Raw genomic sequence first — 16,118 nt, 5'->3', positions numbered from 1 at the left:
GAGTCCGCGCCGCGCGAATCTTGCGCCGCGGGTATGGCGCGCATCAAGCGGGATTTTTGAACGCTCCACCCTGCGGAATTTGCGCGGTGGAGCCGGCGGGTCGCGGCCGGCGGCGCGGTTTGGTTTCGAGGCCCGGCCGCGCGCGCGATTTGTCCGACTGCAGGGCCTTGAGCCGCTCGCCGATCTCGCGCGCCACCGCCTGCAGTTCGGGCAGGTGGCGCTCCACGGCCTGCGCCGGTTTCATTGCCGACGAAAAATAGGTCAGGCCCACCGAGCAGGCGACGCCGTGGTTGTCGAACACAGGAACCGCGAGCGTGTTGGACGCGGGCCAGACGCTGGGGTCGCGCATGGCAAAACCCTGGCTGCGCACCTCGCCCAGCACGCGCTGCATCGCGGCCTGGTCCCTGGCGCGTTCGTCTTCCGGGCCTTCGGAGGCGGCCAGCGCATGCAGCAGGGCCTCTTGCTGCTCAGGTGAGCAAAACGCCAGGTAGGCCCGGCCTATGGCGCGGCTGACCAGGCTCAGGCACACATTCAGCGTGGAGTGCCGCAGCGCCAGCGGCGACAGCGGGATGGTGCTGTAGCGCACCACCATGGAGAGGTCTTCCAGCATGGCGATCGCGACCGGCCACTTGACCTTGAGCGTCAAGGCATCGAGCAGCGGCGCGGCCGCCTCCACCACCATGGGTTCGCTGTGGTAGCCGTGGCTCAGCGACAGCACACCGGACGTGAGGTAATAGGCGCCGTGCTGCGGCGCGTGCTTGACGAGGCCGCAGCCTTCCAGGGTTTGCATCATGCGCACGATGGAGGGTTTGGGCAGGCGGGTCTGTGCATGCAAAAACTCGACGGTGGACACGGGACGGCGGTTCAATGCCTTGAGCAGTTCGACGGCGCGCACCACGGAGCGGACGGCGGGGGCCGGGCTGCCGTCGCGCCTTTCTTCGGCGCAGGCCTGCGAGAACTCCTCGTCGCGCTCCAGGCTTGCGCCCAGGTTCACGAAGAACGGCTTCTCCGCCAGCGCCGATACTGACAACAAACTCATGGCCTTGTCTCCTGTTTTGGGCGAGTATAGGAAGCGGTCCGCGCGCGGCCGCGGTTTTCCCCGCGCTATTTCGGCTAGCGAAATTTGAACGGCGACCGCGAACGGGCGGTCCGCATTCCGTGCAGCGAAACTTGTGATTTCATGGGTGGCGACAGCGCATCGCCCTGCGTACCATGCCGGCACTACTAAAAAACTGGAGACAACGCATGAACTCACACCATTCCGGCCGGCGCGGCGCCTTGCAAAAAATTGCCGCGGGCGCATTGGCCGCAAGCGGTATCGCACCCTTCAGGGCCGGCGCCGCCACGGCCTGGCCCTCGCAGCCGGTGAAGCTGGTCGTGCCCTTCGCGGCCGGCGGCTCCACCGATGCGCTGGCGCGCCTGCTGGCCCGCAAACTGCAGGACGCGCTGGGCCAGCCCTTTGTGGTGGAGAACCGCGGCGGCGCCAACGGCAACCTGGGCGCCTCGGTGGTGGCCACGGCCCCCTCCGACGGCTACACGCTGATGCTGTCGACTACCGGCCCGCTGTCGATCAACAAGCTGCTGTACAAATCCACGCCCTTCAACCCCATCACCGACTTCACGCCGGTCTCGCTGCTCGCGGACGTGCCGCTGCTGCTGGCCTCCAGCCCCACGCTGCCGGTCAAGGACATGCGCCAGCTGCTGGCCAACCTGAAGGCCAATCCCGGCCAGGTGGCTTACTCCACCGGTGGCAACGGCTCCATGGGCCACCTGTCGGCCTTGCTGATGCAGCGCGCCACCGGCACCTCCATGGTCCACGTGCCGTACAAGGGATCGTCGGGCGCGCTCAATGACCTGCTTGCCGGCGTCGTGGGCCTGAGCTTCGACCTGGTGCCCACCTACCTGCAGCAGATCGCGGCGGGCAAGGTCCGCGCGCTGGCGGTGCTGTCGCCGCAGCGCATCCCGACGCTGCCGGACGTGCCGACCTTCCTGGAGTCGGGCATCAACGTGAGCGCCACCGGCTGGTACGGCATCGTCGGACCCAAGAACCTGCCGGCCGACGTGGTCACCAAGGTCAATGCGGTGACCAACGAATTCCTCGCCAGCACCGAAGGCCGCGCGCAGCTGCAGACCTTCTCGATGCGCGGCATAGGCGGCAAGCCCGACGCGCTGATGAAGCTCATGCAGGCCGAGCTCGTCAAGTGGAAGCCTATCATCGACCCCATCGCCGGCTCCATCGTCCAATGATTGCCCGATAAGTTCAATGACACCCACAGACAACGACACTTCAACAGCAGTCGCAGCAGCATCGCAGCAAGGCCCCGTCATCGACACGCATGCGCATGTGTTCACCACGTCCATGCCGCTGGCGGCCGGCGCCTGGCACAAACCCGCCGCCGATGCGGACGCCGGCCAATACATCGACATCCTGGACAAGCACGGCATCACTTTCGGCGTGCTGGCGGCCGCCAGCATCTCCGGCACCAACAACGACCAGACGCTGGAAGCTTGCCGCCAGCACCGCCGCCTGCGCACCACGGTGATCCTCTCGCCGGATTGCCCGCTGCAGGAAATGAAGGAGATGGCGGCTCGCGGCGTGGTCGGTGTGCGCTTCCAGTGGCGCAACATGCCCGCGCCTGACCTTACCTCCGGCGGCTACCGCCGGCTGATCCGCAACATCGCCGACCTGGGCTGGCATGTGCAGCTGCATGACGACGGCTTTCGCCTGCCGGCCTACCTGCCCGCGCTGGAAGCGGCCGGTGTCAAGGTGGTGGTCGACCATTTCGGGCGGCCGGATGAAGCGCACGACGGCATCCGGGGTGAAGGCTTCCAGCGCCTGCTGCGTTCCATCGAGGGTGGGCGCACCTGGGTCAAGCTGTCGTCGCCGTTCAGGTTGCTTTCCGAATCCCTGGTCCGGGAAGCCGGCAAGGCCTTGCTGGAAAACGCGGGCCCGGAGCGGCTGATGTGGGGCAGCGACTGGCCCTTTGCCGCCTTCGAATCCAGCTTCAGCTACGACAAGGCCCTTGCAAACCTCAACGAACTGGTCCCCGACGCCGCCACGCGCCGCCGCATTTCGTGCGACACACCTCTCAAATTTTATTTCGCCTGACATGAACAACACACCTGCCCTGCTTGCCCTGCGCTACGAACTCGAATCCTTGACCATCGACTTCTGGCATGAAGTCGACATCAACGGCGGCGGCCGCGCCGCCGGTTATTACACCGATGACGCGGTGTTCGAATCCAGCGTGCGCGAATACCGCGGGCGCGCCGCGATCGAGGCCTTCTACGCGCGCCGCCGTGAACGCGGCGCGCGCATCTCGCTGCACGTGGTCAACAACTTCCGCATCGAGCAGGACAGCGATACCCGCGTGCGCTGCCAGTACATCCTGAGCCTCTTCGCGACGGACGGCGTGCCCGTGCTGCCCTCCAAGCCGGCGATCATGCTGGCGCTGGTGGAAGAGGTGGTGCTGAAGCAGGCCGACGGCTCATGGCGCTATGAATCGCGCCGCGTGCGGCCGCAGTTTCGCGACGACACGCCGACCACCGGTTAAGCGATTTCCCTGCCCTTCCTGTTAGCGCGCGCGGCCGCTACGCGGTGCGTACGCGCCTGGCCGCTGCATGGGCTTCAGGCTTGCGCTTGCCACTTTTGCACGCCAAATTCCGGCCAGCGAAAAGCCCCCAGATAGCCCAGCCGGCACGCGGCAGTCGTCCTAGACTGCCCGGCAAAGGCGCCCCACGCCGGCGCAAGCACACAACGATAAAACGACTCAAGGCAGGCACCATGTTCATCGACCCACTCACCGAACCCGGATTCAAGCGTTCCATCTTCAACGCCATCGTGGCGCCGCGCCCCATAGGCTGGATCAGCTCCATCGCGCGCGACGGCAGCGTCAACCTGGCGCCGTTCTCGCAGTTCAACCTGGTCTCAACGGCGCCGCCGGTCGTCATGTTCGCCTGCAACACGCCCGAGGACCGCGAGGAAAAAGACACCATCGCCAACGTGAAGGCCACGGGCGAGTTTGTCGTCAACCTGGTGTCGTGGGAGCTGCGCGAGGCGATGAACCTGACCTCGATGGCGCTGCCGCACGGCAATGATGAATTCGAGCATGCCGCCATCGAAAAAGCGGCCAGCGTGATGGTGCGGCCGCCGCGCGTGGCCGCGTCACCGGCCAACCTCGAATGCAAGGTGATACGCATGATCCGCATCGAACCCGAGTTCCCGGGCGAGACACCCAGCACCATCGTCTTCGGCCGCGTGCTGGGGCTGCACATCCAGGATGGCTACCTCGATGCGGAGGGGCGGTTTGATACTGTCAAGGCGCAGCCTACTACGCGGCTTGGCGGCTACCAGTACGCCACTGTGGGGGAGGTTGTTGAAATGCGGTCGCCGTTTAAACGCGCGGGATGAGTCTGTTGAAGCCGGTCCCGCTTCACCGTTCGGGCTGAGCCTGTCGAAGCCGGTTCTTGCTCCGGCCTTTGCGCTCTTTGCATAGGCTTGCTGGCCGGGGGTAGCCCGGCAGCTACTCACTTTTCTTTTGCTTCGCCAAAAGAAAAGGCGACCCCGGCCAGCAAGCCTACGCAGAGGGCGCGCCGCTGGAGTAAACCCAACACGTCGATACCTCAACGGGTGCGCAAGACCGGCTTCGACAACGGTCTGTCGCAGTCGCAAGCGACCTCCTCACGCCTCGTCGTGCGCACGACCACGACACCCAAATTCCGGCGTGCGAAAAGCCCCAAACCATTCATTGACCCGCGATGCACCGCGCTCCTAGACTCGCCTCGCGTTCGCAAGAGCGCATTGAGGAGCGCCCCGAAATTTTCTCCGTCACCGCCGCATGCACGACATGCGCGGGGCGGGTCCTTTATTCCAAGAAAGAGGAGACAAGACATGACCACCCACCACCGGATTCACGGCCTGTGCCTGCTTGCAGGCGCGGCACTGCTCGCCGCCACGCAGGCGAACGCGCAGAGCAACACCACGCCCGCCAGCAGCGTCACCATCTACGGCGTGGCCGACGCCTGCATCGTGTCGTACAAGGCGGCCGCCGGCTCGAGCGTCCAGGTCAACGGAGGCGGCTGCTTCTACGGCTCACGCTTCGGCCTGCGCGGCACGGAAGACCTGGGCGGCGGCATGCAGGCCTACTTCCAGCTCGAAAGCGGCTTCGCGCTCGATACCGGCACGCTGGCCCAGGGTGGCCGTATGTTCGGGCGCAAGGCCCACGTCGGGCTGAGCGGTGCCTACGGCGCGCTGGAAGCGGGCCGCGATTACGCGCCGGCGTTTTACCTGTTGACCACGGTGGACCCGATGCAGCTGGGCCTGGGCTCGGCGCTGGCGACGCTCTGGTCAGGCTCGCCGGGCACCGCGTCGGGCCGCACGGACAACTCGCTGACCTACCAGTCGCCGAGCTTCGGCGGGCTTTCGCTGCGCGCGATGGTGGCGCCCGGCGAGCAAGCCGCACCGCTGCCCGCGCGCGGCGGCGACACCACGGGTGCCAGCGTGATGTACCGCAGCCCGACGCTGATTGCCGGCGCGACCTACGCCAGGGTGAAGAACACCACCAACACCGAAGCCGACAGCGCGACCACCGTGGGCGCCAAGTACGACTTCGGCACCTTCTCGCTCGCGGCGCTGGCGCAGTTCGGCGGCTGGGAAGGCACGCGCACCGCGGCCGCACCGTCCAGCGCCACCGCCATCTTCAGCCGCAACTACAACAGCTACGTGGTGGGCGGCACCGTCAAGTTCGGCACCAACAGCCTGAGCGCCACCTACAAGCGCTACGACGACCGCACGGCCGCCAACTTCGACGCCGACGTGCTGAGCGTGGTCTACATCTACCCGCTGTCCAAGCGCACGCAGCTCTACACCGGCCTCACGCGCCTGAAGAACAAGCGCGGCTCCAGCTACGGCGCGTCCGACGGCAACGGCGCCTACACCGGCGTGGCGCCGGGCGGCGCTTCGCGCGCGATCGATTTCGGCATCACGCATTTCTTTTGAGCGCCGTCGCAGGCGCGCGCTTCGGCAATCGTGTATTCCGGGGATTTCGCCCAGCGGAATGTGTGATGACCCCGATGGCGCGCCGCCTGCCGCTGCGTAACATGACTGCATAACCCTGAACAAGGACACGTGGAGGCCGGTCAGCGCGTCGGCCCTTCAACGCTGCCACCCCCAAGAGGAGACATTCCATGCAAGACAAGATTCAATGCGCCCTGCCCTCACGCCGCCAGGTCATGGCCGGCGGCGCGGCGCTGGGCCTGGGCGCGATGCTCAGCGGCTGCGCATCCCCGTCGCAGTCCGTCGACCCGGCCGCGCTGCGCGTCTACGGCAACCTGGACACGCTGGAGTTCGCCCCGGTGCTGCTGGCGGCCGAGCGCCGCGATGCCGGCAACAAGCTGGTGATCGTGCAGGGCGGCATCCTGAGCCTGTACGGCAAGGACGGCGACCTGCCCAACCTGAAGGCCGAGGGCCGCTCGCACGTGGCCACCAATTCCGAGACGCAGGGCCTGCGTTATTCGCTGGCCAACCCCGACCTGCGCATCATCTTCACCGTGGCCGAGGGCGTGTACCGCATCGTGGGGCGCAGGTCGGCGGGTATCCACACGCTGGCCGACCTGCGCGGCAAGCGCATAGGCACCATGCCCCGCACCTCGTCGGCCTATTACCTGATGCGCATGCTGGCCACAGCCGGCGTCGGCGAGAAGGACGTGACCATCGTTCCCTTCGTCTCCGGCACCAGCAAGCCGCTGGCGGCGATGCGGCAGGCGCTGCTCGCGGGCGAGATCGATGCCGTGACGATCTGGGAACCCGAGATGCAGCGCTGCAAGGATGCGCTGGGCAAGGATGCCGTCGAGTTCTTCGACGCGGCGAGTTACCGCGAGCAGTTCAGCCTTTACAGCACGCAGGCCAACCTGGCCGACCGCGCGTTGCGCCCAAAAATCGTGGCTTTCGTCAAGTCGCTCATCGTGGCGTCGGAGCGGCTGCGTCGCGACCCGCGCGAAGCCTGGCCGCTGGTGGCGCGCGCGGCGCGCCTCGATGCGCTGACGGTCGAACGCTCGTGGCCGCACCACACCTACCCCGGCACGCTGCTGGGCAACCTGCTCGACGTGCTGGTGGAAGAAGAAGTGTGGGTGGCGCGCGAGACCGGCCGCGCGCCGCGCGGGCGCAGCCAGCTGGCGACCCTGATCGACACCTCGGTTCTCGACGAAGCACTTCGCAGCTGATCCGCGCGCAAACACCCGGCGTGGGCTGGCGGCCAATTGATTTACCAACCGGCCGGCCCCGCACCCTCCCGAATAGATTGAACAGGAGCATCCCATGAGGAGACGAAGTTTTACCCTCGCGGCCGCGGGTGCGGCCCTGCCGTTCGCCTGGCGCGAAGCGCTGGCCGCCGACGTGTTTCCCGCGCGGCCCATCCAGGTCATCGTGCCCTATGCGGCCGGCGGCGCCGACAGCTACATACGCCCGCTGCAGCCGGCGCTGGAAAAGAAACACGGCGTGAAGCTGGTGATCGAATCGGTCGTCGGCGCCGGCGGCACCGTGGGCTCGGCCAAGGTCAAACGCGCGGCGCCCGACGGCTACACGCTGCTGTTCTGCGGCTCGGGCGCGCTGACCATCGCGCCGCGGCTGCAGGCGGGCACGCCGGTGCCGGCGGACTTCGTGCCGCTGCTGAACCTGGTAACCATTCCTTACCTCATCGCGACAAAAAAGGGCTCGCCGATACGCGACCTGCGCAGCCTGGTCGATTTCATCAAGAGCCGCCCCGGCGCGCTGAGCTACGGATCGCCGGGCTTCGGCTCCGCGCCGCACCTGGGCATGGAGGCGCTGGCGCGCGCGCTCGGCAGCAGCGTGACGCACATTCCTTTCTCGGGTGTCGCCACGGCCATGCAGTCGCTGCTGGGCGGCCACGTCGACGCGCTGATAGGCGCGCCCAGCACGGTGATGCCGCAGGTGGAGGCGGGAACGGTGAACGCCGTCGTGGTGGTGAGCAAGGAGCGTTTCCCGCTGGCGCCCGACGTGCCCAGCCTGGCCGAGGCCGGCATAGACCTGGACGTGTCCACCCACTTTGCCTTTTATGCGCCCAAGGGAACGCCCGCAAGTGTGGCAGCCAAACTCGCGCTGGTGCTGGGCGACGCGGCGACAGACCCGGGCTTTCGCCAGGCCCTGGAAGCGACCCGCACGCGGGTGGACGTGCTGCCCGCCGATGTGCTGGCGCGTGTGCTCGCGGAAGAGAGCGCCCGCTTCGGGCCTTTGGTGGCGACCGTCAAAAGCTAGGCGCATCGCGCGCGCACAGCCGGGTCCGCAGGGGCCCGGCTTCACGGTTTTTTAAATCTTTTCGCACAGCGAAATCCCTTCACAAGCGCCTTGCCGCCACCACCCCCCGCGTCTATCGTCCGGTCCACGTCCGCCCCGAACCCTCCATGCAGTTTCCCCCCATCCATCATGTGCCCGGCGACCTCCTGACACGGGCAAAGCACCTGCGTGTCGACTGCCATGCGCATGTGTACGACCTGAAGCACCACCCCTTCCACGGCACGCGCGGCTTCGATGCGCTGGCCTGCGAGGTCGGCACGGCGGACCAGTTTGCCTGCGTGCTGGACGCGCACGGCTTCACGCACGGCCTGCTCATCAACCCGCTGGGCGGCTACGGCACGGACAACGGCGCGCTGATGCGCACGCTGGCGCGTTTCCCCGGCAAGTTCAAGGGTGTGGCCGTGGTGGCGCACGGCACGCCGGAAGCAGAATTCACCCGCATGGCGCAAGCCGGTGTGATCGGGCTGCGCTTCAACCTCAACTTTCCGGCGAGCCCCGCGCTGACCGCGCCGGGTGCGGAACGCACGCTGCAACTGGCGCGGGAACACGGCTGGTTCGCGCAGGTGCACTACGAAGGCAACACCCTCCTCGATGCGCTTCCGGTATTGGAGCGCGCCGGCCTGCCCATCGTGGTCGACCACTGCGGCCGCCCCGACCTGAAGGCCGGGCTGGACCAGCCGGGCTTCAAGGCCTTGCTGGAACTGGGGCGCGGCGGCCAGGCGGTGGTGAAGCTGTCCGGCGTGTTCCGTTTTTCCGAAGGCTTTCCTTATGAGGATACCGACCCTTACGTGGCGGCGCTGATGGATGCCTTCACGCTGGAGCGCTGCGTCTGGGGCTCCGACTGGCCTTACCTGCATGCGAAAGAACGTATCGACCACGCGACGCTGCTGGCGGCGCTCAAACGCTGGCTTCCATCGGACGCGGACCGCCAGAAGGTTCTGGGCGACAACCCGGCGCGGCTGTTTGGTTTTGCGCCGGTGGCCGCCGCCTCTTCCACATCCTTTTAATCACACCTCTTCCATTCGCATATGACACCCCAGGAAAAACTGAACATAGCCACCGAGGTCGCGGCACTGAACGCCGAGTACTGGTACGAGGTGGACCGGCAAAAAGGCACGAGGGCGCATGAGTTCTTCGTCGAGGACGGCGTGTTCACCACCAGCCTGCAGCAGCGCAGCGGCCGCGTCGCCATCCTCGCGTACTACCAGGGCCGGCAGGCGCGCCCGAAAGCCCGCACCGCGCGCCACGTCATCACCAACCAGCGCGTGGTGGTGCAGGACGCGGACAACGCCACGGGCGACTGGATATTGCTGCTGCACGCGGCCGACGGCGAGCCGGTGCTGCCTTCGGAGCCGGCCATCATGATCGCCGACGTGCACGACGTCTGCCGGCGCGGCGCCGACGGCCGCTGGCGTTATGTGTCCCGCACCATCCAGGCCGTGTTCAAGAGCAGCACGCCGACCACGGGCTGAAGGCCGCTGCTGCACCACCGGCCCCGTGAAACCCCTGAAAGCAATTCCCATGGAAACCCTCTCCCCCACCGCGGCCCGCCCGCCCAGCCTGCTGGACCTGGCCCTGCCTCCCGATGCCAAGCCCAACGGCGCGCGGCACTGGACAGGCCGCGCGCAGAATTTCGCCGTCGCCTGGCACCACGCCGGGACCACCGGCACCCGCCCCGCGTTTGAATCGGCCGACGAGGCCATGCTCATCGTGCTCGATGCGCCCGTGGGCATTTCGGGTGCGGGAAGCGATGCCGAAGCGCCGCCGCGTTCCATCTGCATCCTGCCGCCGGGCGCCTGGCAACTCGACCTGCGGCCCGGCGCGACCTGCGTGGTGCTGTCGTCGCTGCGCGAGGGCGTTGCGGCCGGCGCGCTCAACGAGCCGGCCTATGCGCAGCGCGACCCGCGCATCGCGCCGGTGGGGCCACCCTGGCGCGCGCTGCACGCCGGTGTGCAGCCGCGCATTTTTTCCATCGACTCGATCGCGGCGCCCAAGGACAAGCCGCGCCTGAAGATGCTGCAGACCGCCACGCTGTCCATCAACTGGGTGGAGTACGAAGGCCCGCGCGACCGCCATGCGCTGAGCCCGCATTCGCACACCTCCTTCGAGCAGGGCTCGCTGGCGCTGGCCGGCGACTTCGTGCACCACCTGCGGGTGGAATGGGGCCAGGACGCGGACGCCTGGCAGGACGACACGCACGCGCGGCTGGGCTCGCCTTCACTGATGGTGGTGCCGGTGCACACCATCCACACCAGCGAAGGCGTGGGCCCGGGCCGGCACCTGCTGATCGACGTGTTCTCGCCGCCGCGCGCGGACTTCATTGCCAAGGGCTGGGTGGCCAATTCCGGCGACTATGCGGCGCCTGAGAAAGCCGCGGCATGACGGCCGCCTTGCGCCTGGCGCGCCCGGCGCCCGGCAGCAGCCATGTGGGCACCTTCGTGAAGACGGCATCGGTGCAGGTGATAGAGATCCTGGCAATGTCAAAGCTGGATTTTGTGGTGGTCGACGCCGAACACGCGCCCTTTGACCGCCGTGACATCGACCTCATGGTGCTGGCGGGGCGCGCATGCGGCTTGCCGGTCGCGGTGCGGGTTCCCGACAGCGAGGCCGCCACGCTGCTGTCGGCGCTGGACCTGGGCGCCGCGGGCCTGGTGGTGCCGCACGTGGACACGGCGGAGCAGGCGCGCGCGCTGGTGGCCAAAGTGCGTTTTCGCGGCGGGCTGCGCGGCTTTTCGAGTTCGCCGCGCGCGGCGGGCTATGGCAGCCTGAGCATGAAGCAGGCGCTGGCCCAGGGCGACGGCGCCATGCTGCTGTGCCAGATCGAAAGCGCGCGGGCGGTGGAGGAAGCCGAGGCCATTGCCGCGGTCGACGGGGTGGATGCGCTGTTCATAGGCCGGGCCGACCTGGCGCTGTCCATGGGGTTCGACAACACGGCCGAGCCGGCGGTGGAGCGCGCGGTGGACCACATCATCGCGGCCACCAAAGCGGCGGGCAAGATGGTCGCCATCGCGGTCGGGAACATGGCCGAGCGCGAGCGCTATGCCGCGCGCGGCGCCGAATGGTTTGTCGTGGGCACCGACCAGGGACTGTTGCGCCAAGGCGCCATCGAGGCCTTCGGAACCAGACAGAACGCCGTTCCCTGAGTTAGCATGCGGCTGGGAGCCACACCGGCAGGACGCGCATCGGCATGCGACTGCGGATAGATCAATAACAACCTGAGGAGACCCGCTTGAAAAACGTTCACGCCATTTTTCCCGCCGCCGTCCTGGCGTTCGCCTCTCTCGCAGCGCCCCTGGCCCATGCGGTGCAGGTCGTGGTCGGCGAGGTCTGCGCCATGTCTGGCCTGGAAGCCAACCAGGGCCGCGCCTACGGCACCGGCATGCAACTGTATTTCGACGCCGTCAACAAGGGGGGCGGCGTCAACGGCCACACCTTCGCCCTGGTCCGCAAGGACGACGGCGGCCTGCCGGCGGAAACCGTCGCGCTCACCCGCAAGATGCTGGCCGAAGACAACCCCATGGTGCTGGCGGGCTACTTCGGCAACAGCAACATCGAAGACCTGGCCGCCTCGGGCGTGCTGGAGAAAACCCAGATCGCGCTCATCGGCTACCGCGTCACGCAGATACGCCCCGAAACACCTTACCTCTACAACGTGCGCGCCGGGCTGCAGGATGAGCTGGACCGCTTCGTCGAACACGTGGCCACGGTGGGCATCAAGCGCATAGGCCTTTTTTACGAAGAGGGCCCGGGCGCCGCCGCGCTGCTGGCGGCCGCCGAGGCCGCCGCCAAAAAGGCCGGCCTGACGCTGGTCGCAAAAGCCGGCTACCCGGCCCGCACCTCGCAGGTCGGCAAAGCCGTCGCCACGATGACGGAAGCCGCGCCGCAGGCCATCTTCATGGTGTCCACGGGCGCCGCCGCCGCGGGTTTTATTGAAAACTACGGCCGCGCCGGCGCGCAGCTGTTTGCCCACTCCGGTGTGGACATCGAGCAGCTGACCAAACGCCTGGCCGAAGAGCAGATGCAGGGTGTCTCCATCGCCCAGGTCACACCCAACCCCTACAAGATCGCCAACCGCCTGAGCAAGGAATTCCAGGAAGCCGCGGCCGCGAAGAAGACCCTTGAAGTGCCCATGAGCTACGCCATGATGGAGGGCTACATCGCCGGCAAGGTCATCGTCGAAGCGGTGCGCCGCCAGGGCGCCAAGCCCAGCCGCGAAGGCATGGTGCGCGCCCTGGATGCGATGGACCGCTACGACATGGGCGGTTATGTGGTGGGCTACAAACCGGGCAGCCGCGCGGGTTCGAAGTTCGTGGAGTTGAGCATCATCAGCGGCACCGGAAAGATCCGGCAGTAAATCCGCCGGCAAGCGCGGCTCTGGGCTGAAGGCGGATTACCCTCTGGCGGCGCCGCCCGCCCATGCACGAGAATGCGGGCATGGCCTCTTTTCCCCCCGTCGAAGCCGTGGTGCGCGCGGTGCAGCTGCTCGAATGCCTGAACCGCCACCCGGTCAGCAGCATCGCCCAATTGCACGCTGAGACAAACGTCCCCAAGCCTTCGCTGGTGCGGCTGCTGCAAACGCTGGAGGGCCTGGGCTATGTGCGGCGCGCGCCCAAGGCCGGCGGCTATTTGCTGACCTCGAAAGTCCGAATGCTGGCCAGCGGTTACCACAGCGAGCCGCGCATCGTCGAGGTGGTGGCGCCGCTGCTGGACGCGCTGACGCAGGCCATCAAGTGGCCGGCCGCGCTGGCGGTGCCCGACGAAGGCGCGGCGGTGATCCGCTACAGCACCATTCCGAATTCGCCGCTGGCCCTGCTGCATTCGAGCATCGACATGCGGCTGAGTCTGCTGACACGCGCGCTGGGCCGGGCCTACCTGGCATTTTGCGAAGACGAAGAGCGCGAGGCGCTGATCTCCCTGCTCGACGCGGCCGACAACCCGGAAAACGCCGTGGCGCAAAACCGCGCCTCGCTGGACGCGACGCTGGAACTCATACGCCGCCAGGGCTACGCCTTGCGCGACCCCAAGGTGCGCCCGGTGTCCAACACGCTGGCGCTGCCGGTCTTCGACGCGCACCGCGTGGTGGCCAGCGTGGGCGTCACCTGGTTCAGCTCGACCATGAGCGACGAGGAGGCGGTGAAGCGCTACCTGGCTCCGCTGCAGGAGGTCGCCGCCGCGGCGAAAGCGGCGCTGGCCGAGCCGGTGGGACAAGGGCAGCCGGAAGGCGGCGGCTGAGCAGATATCCGCGCGGCCCCGGCTTCAGGGCGCGCGCGCTTTGCGCGCCTTGCGCGTTTTCCACCAGCGTGAAAGGTGCACCTTGAGGTCATGGCGCGGGTGCGTGATGCGCCGGATCGCGCTCACGTAATCCAGCGCCAGCCCCGGCGTCCAGGCCATGGCTTCGGCGCGCACGCGGGCACCGCCGGCCATCCACACGTCAGGGTGCAGCGAAAGCCGCAGCAGGGTGCGCCAGAACGGCTTGTCGGCGAACACGCCTTCCATGGCCGCGTCCACGGCCTGCGTCACCACGACGGAGCAATTGCGGTTGGTGAGGTTGTAGGTGTCGTCCTGGCGGTAGGCGTCCCAGAAGGCCTGCAGGTAGGCGCGGTTGTAGACGCGGAACAGGATCTTGTGCGTGGAAGGCCGGGTCGCCTCGGCTTCCCCGGCGTAGGCGGGCAGCCACATGCCGGGGTGGTCGTTGCCCGAGGTGGCGCGCAGGTGGCGGGCCAGGTTCGCCTGGGTGATGGCCAGGCGCACGCGCGGATGGTGGCTGATGTAGAGGCCGTCTTCACATTCCAGCGCCACGTGGCCGGTGGAGACGCGGCCCTTCTTCGTCATGGAGGCGATGTAGCGCTCGATCAGCGGAAGGCGTATGCGGTCCTGGTCGCCGTCGACCGCGTCGACCGCCGTCCAGACGTGCACCACCATGTGCCCGGCGGCGGCGTTGGCGGCCAGCACCTCGGCGCTGGGCGGCGCAACATCGGGCTGCAGCACGCGGGTGCCGCTGTAGAGCTCGACGGCCGCCAGCCGTGAGCCGCGCGGCAGTCGCCTGAGCCGCCAGGCACCGCGCATCAGGATGTAGCCGCCCGCGATCATGGCCAGGCCGGTGCACAGGGACACGTTCATGCTGGAGGGAACGGGCCAGTTGCTCAGCAGCAGCAGCGCCATGAGCAGGTAGCCCCAGCCGATCAGGTTGGACTTGCGCCAGCTCGGGTAGCGGATCAGCCAGCTGGAGGCGATGCGGACCAAGCCGTTGAAGATGAAGGCACCCGCGAACAGGATGGCGGTGGCGATCGAGTTGTCCCAGGGGAAATCCAGCACCAGGGCGGCGAACACCACCATGGCCGCGCCGCGCAAAATTTCGAAGCGGCGCCGCACCTGCGTGTGGGTGGCGCCCACCACCATCTCGGCAATGCCCTGGGCCAGCAGCACCGCCCCCAGCACCCAGGTGGCGACGTCGGCCACACCATCGACCAGGTCGACGAGGAGCATGGCGCCGAAAAGCACGGTCAGCACGCCGGCCGCCATGAAAATTTTCCAGCGCTTGACCAGCGCATCGCCACCAAAAAGAATCAACGCGAGTCTGAACATATTTCTTCTGCTTCATCGGCACGCGCCGCCGGTCCCGGCGCGGCCCGGCCTCACTTCAAGGAGGGGAAATCGACGACGTAGGCATCCAGCGGCAAAGCGGCGCGCTGCGGGCCTTGCTGGGGCAAGGGCTTGACGATCACCTTGCCCTGCTCGGTCGCGTCGACAGCGACGCCTTTGACGACGAATGAATCGATGACGTAAGGCAGGCCCTGGGACGACAGCGGAGCCATGCCATCGGACACATGGAAATGCAGGTGCGGCGCGGTGGTGTTGCCCGAGTTGCCGAGCAGCGCCAGCACCTGGCCGCGCCTGACGCGGTCGCCGGCGCGCACCTTGAGCGAGCCGGGCTGCAGGTGCGCATAAAACGCGTAGTAACCGCGCCCCAGGTCCAGGATCACGTGGTTGCCGGTGGCGTTCTGCATGGTGGTGTCGGGCGGCAGGGCATTGGGCACGCGCTCGGGCAGGCCGTCGAGCACGGAGACCACCTTGGCGTCCGCCACGGCGATGGCTTTTTGCCCGTAGGTCGGCCAGTTTTCGTTCTTGTTGCTGTCGCCGTTGCTTTGCTGCGAGTTGGCGTCCAGCTTGATCCAGTCGATCGCGAAGCGCTGGCCCACGTAAAAATTGCCGTTCACGGGAATGCCAGCGCGCCGGTGCGGGGCTTCCTTGCAGCAGCCGTTGAAAGCCACCCAGCCCGGGCCTTCCAGCGGCGGGCCTATCAGCAGCGCGGGCCGCGTGCTGAGCGCCACGTTGCCGCCGGTTTGGGTGGTCTGCACAATGCCTTCGTTCGCGGATTTGACGGCGGCCGTGAGCCTGACTTCGGCGCCGGCGGTCACCACGCGGTGCGACAGGGTTTTGGGCAGCGGCTGGCCGGGCTCGAGCACCACGTCGATCCAGAAAAAGCCGGTTTGCGATGCGTCCACGCTGTCGGTGGCGGCACCGCCCAGCAGGGAGAAAGTGCGGGCGACCTCATCGCCGGAGACGGTGGCCAGCACCTTGCCGGAGCCGCCGTCCAGCACTTCGAGCGACACCAGCCTGGCGGGCACGGCGCGCGCATTGGTCACCTGCAGTTCATAGTCGATGTGCACGCGCCCGTCGGCGCCGCGAAACGGCACGGGGCGGGAGGCGGCGCTGAGCAGGACGGGGGTGTGCTGGTCATGCGCGCCGGCGAATTCCAGTTTGTCGAGGCCGGCCTTGGGCCCGGCCGCAAGGGCTTGGGCGCCGG

At 67.6% G+C, this 16,118-nt stretch carries 16 protein-coding genes; 13 read left to right on the top strand and 3 right to left on the bottom strand.

Annotated features, from left to right (window positions below; genetic code table 11):
• Positions 1-43: 43 nt before the first annotated feature.
• Positions 44-1,039, bottom strand: coding sequence for a DNA-binding transcriptional regulator (locus ACLV8F_RS20605; RefSeq protein ID WP_411886071.1), 996 nt, complete (start codon positions 1,037-1,039; stop codon positions 44-46).
• A gap of 206 nt (positions 1,040-1,245) precedes the next feature.
• On the opposite strand from ACLV8F_RS20605, the gene ACLV8F_RS20600 reads away from it, so the two are divergent.
• From ACLV8F_RS20600 to ACLV8F_RS20540, 13 genes are all read left to right on the top strand, one after another.
• Positions 1,246-2,247 carry a Bug family tripartite tricarboxylate transporter substrate binding protein gene (locus ACLV8F_RS20600; protein ID WP_411886070.1) on the top strand — a complete coding sequence of 334 codons (1,002 nt, stop codon included), beginning with the start codon at positions 1,246-1,248 and terminating at the stop codon, positions 2,245-2,247.
• A 16-nt stretch (positions 2,248-2,263) separates the two neighbouring features.
• The gene (locus ACLV8F_RS20595) at positions 2,264-3,109 is read left to right on the top strand and encodes an amidohydrolase family protein (protein ID WP_411886069.1); all 846 of its coding nucleotides are present in this window, start codon (positions 2,264-2,266) and stop codon (positions 3,107-3,109) included.
• Between the two features lies 1 nt (position 3,110).
• Entirely contained in the window at positions 3,111-3,554 is a 444-nt protein-coding gene (locus ACLV8F_RS20590) for a nuclear transport factor 2 family protein (RefSeq protein WP_411886068.1), read from the top strand.
• A 230-nt stretch (positions 3,555-3,784) separates the two neighbouring features.
• Positions 3,785-4,411: a flavin reductase family protein gene (locus tag ACLV8F_RS20585; protein WP_411886067.1), complete on the top strand. Its 627-nt coding sequence runs from the start codon at positions 3,785-3,787 to the stop codon at positions 4,409-4,411.
• A 480-nt stretch (positions 4,412-4,891) separates the two neighbouring features.
• Entirely contained in the window at positions 4,892-5,998 is a 1,107-nt protein-coding gene (locus ACLV8F_RS20580) for a porin (RefSeq protein ID WP_411886066.1), read from the top strand.
• A 188-nt stretch (positions 5,999-6,186) separates the two neighbouring features.
• Positions 6,187-7,221, top strand: coding sequence for an ABC transporter substrate-binding protein (locus ACLV8F_RS20575; protein ID WP_411886065.1), 1,035 nt, complete (start codon positions 6,187-6,189; stop codon positions 7,219-7,221).
• 94 nt (positions 7,222-7,315) lie between these two features.
• On the top strand, positions 7,316-8,272 hold the full coding sequence (locus ACLV8F_RS20570) for a Bug family tripartite tricarboxylate transporter substrate binding protein (RefSeq protein ID WP_411886064.1): 957 nt from the start codon (positions 7,316-7,318) through the stop codon (positions 8,270-8,272).
• Positions 8,273-8,418: 146 nt separating this feature from the next.
• The gene (locus ACLV8F_RS20565; RefSeq protein ID WP_411886063.1) at positions 8,419-9,318 is read left to right on the top strand and encodes an amidohydrolase family protein; all 900 of its coding nucleotides are present in this window, start codon (positions 8,419-8,421) and stop codon (positions 9,316-9,318) included.
• Between the two features lie 21 nt (positions 9,319-9,339).
• The gene (locus tag ACLV8F_RS20560; protein ID WP_411886062.1) at positions 9,340-9,783 is read left to right on the top strand and encodes a nuclear transport factor 2 family protein; all 444 of its coding nucleotides are present in this window, start codon (positions 9,340-9,342) and stop codon (positions 9,781-9,783) included.
• 49 nt (positions 9,784-9,832) lie between these two features.
• Positions 9,833-10,693: a hypothetical protein gene (locus ACLV8F_RS20555; RefSeq protein ID WP_411886061.1), complete on the top strand. Its 861-nt coding sequence runs from the start codon at positions 9,833-9,835 to the stop codon at positions 10,691-10,693.
• Positions 10,690-11,454, top strand: coding sequence for an HpcH/HpaI aldolase family protein (locus ACLV8F_RS20550; protein WP_411886060.1), 765 nt, complete (start codon positions 10,690-10,692; stop codon positions 11,452-11,454). Before ACLV8F_RS20555 ends, ACLV8F_RS20550 begins: the two co-directional genes overlap by 4 nt.
• 86 nt (positions 11,455-11,540) lie before the next feature.
• A complete protein-coding gene (locus ACLV8F_RS20545) occupies positions 11,541-12,665 on the top strand; it encodes an ABC transporter substrate-binding protein (protein WP_411886059.1) in 1,125 nt (374 codons plus the stop codon).
• 80 nt (positions 12,666-12,745) lie between these two features.
• Positions 12,746-13,543: a DNA-binding transcriptional regulator gene (locus ACLV8F_RS20540; RefSeq protein WP_411886058.1), complete on the top strand. Its 798-nt coding sequence runs from the start codon at positions 12,746-12,748 to the stop codon at positions 13,541-13,543.
• A gap of 24 nt (positions 13,544-13,567) precedes the next feature.
• Here ACLV8F_RS20540 and ACLV8F_RS20535 read toward each other — a convergent pair whose 3' ends face one another.
• Positions 13,568-14,896, bottom strand: a complete 1,329-nt coding sequence (locus ACLV8F_RS20535; protein ID WP_411886057.1) for an HdeD family acid-resistance protein — start codon at positions 14,894-14,896, stop codon at positions 13,568-13,570.
• A gap of 50 nt (positions 14,897-14,946) precedes the next feature.
• The coding region (locus ACLV8F_RS20530; RefSeq protein ID WP_411886056.1) for a M23 family metallopeptidase at positions 14,947-16,118 on the bottom strand (1,172 nt) is incomplete at its 5' end.

This window comes from Polaromonas sp. YR568 (assembly GCF_943369675.1).
Taxonomy (GTDB): domain Bacteria; phylum Pseudomonadota; class Gammaproteobacteria; order Burkholderiales; family Burkholderiaceae_C; genus Polaromonas.
This window is presented reverse-complemented; position numbering and strand designations above follow the sequence as displayed.

Coding starts and splice junctions, on each gene's coding strand:
- ACLV8F_RS20535 (WP_411886057.1), bottom strand. CDS start 14,896: ATGTTCAGACTCGCGTTGATTCTTTTTGGTGGCGATGCGCTGGTCAAG.
- ACLV8F_RS20580 (WP_411886066.1), top strand. CDS start 4,892: ATGACCACCCACCACCGGATTCACGGCCTGTGCCTGCTTGCAGGCGCG.
- ACLV8F_RS20565 (WP_411886063.1), top strand. CDS start 8,419: ATGCAGTTTCCCCCCATCCATCATGTGCCCGGCGACCTCCTGACACGG.
- ACLV8F_RS20540 (WP_411886058.1), top strand. CDS start 12,746: ATGGCCTCTTTTCCCCCCGTCGAAGCCGTGGTGCGCGCGGTGCAGCTG.
- ACLV8F_RS20605 (WP_411886071.1), bottom strand. CDS start 1,039: ATGAGTTTGTTGTCAGTATCGGCGCTGGCGGAGAAGCCGTTCTTCGTG.
- ACLV8F_RS20560 (WP_411886062.1), top strand. CDS start 9,340: ATGACACCCCAGGAAAAACTGAACATAGCCACCGAGGTCGCGGCACTG.
- ACLV8F_RS20570 (WP_411886064.1), top strand. CDS start 7,316: ATGAGGAGACGAAGTTTTACCCTCGCGGCCGCGGGTGCGGCCCTGCCG.
- ACLV8F_RS20550 (WP_411886060.1), top strand. CDS start 10,690: ATGACGGCCGCCTTGCGCCTGGCGCGCCCGGCGCCCGGCAGCAGCCAT.
- ACLV8F_RS20595 (WP_411886069.1), top strand. CDS start 2,264: ATGACACCCACAGACAACGACACTTCAACAGCAGTCGCAGCAGCATCG.
- ACLV8F_RS20555 (WP_411886061.1), top strand. CDS start 9,833: ATGGAAACCCTCTCCCCCACCGCGGCCCGCCCGCCCAGCCTGCTGGAC.
- ACLV8F_RS20585 (WP_411886067.1), top strand. CDS start 3,785: ATGTTCATCGACCCACTCACCGAACCCGGATTCAAGCGTTCCATCTTC.
- ACLV8F_RS20600 (WP_411886070.1), top strand. CDS start 1,246: ATGAACTCACACCATTCCGGCCGGCGCGGCGCCTTGCAAAAAATTGCC.
- ACLV8F_RS20575 (WP_411886065.1), top strand. CDS start 6,187: ATGCAAGACAAGATTCAATGCGCCCTGCCCTCACGCCGCCAGGTCATG.
- ACLV8F_RS20590 (WP_411886068.1), top strand. CDS start 3,111: ATGAACAACACACCTGCCCTGCTTGCCCTGCGCTACGAACTCGAATCC.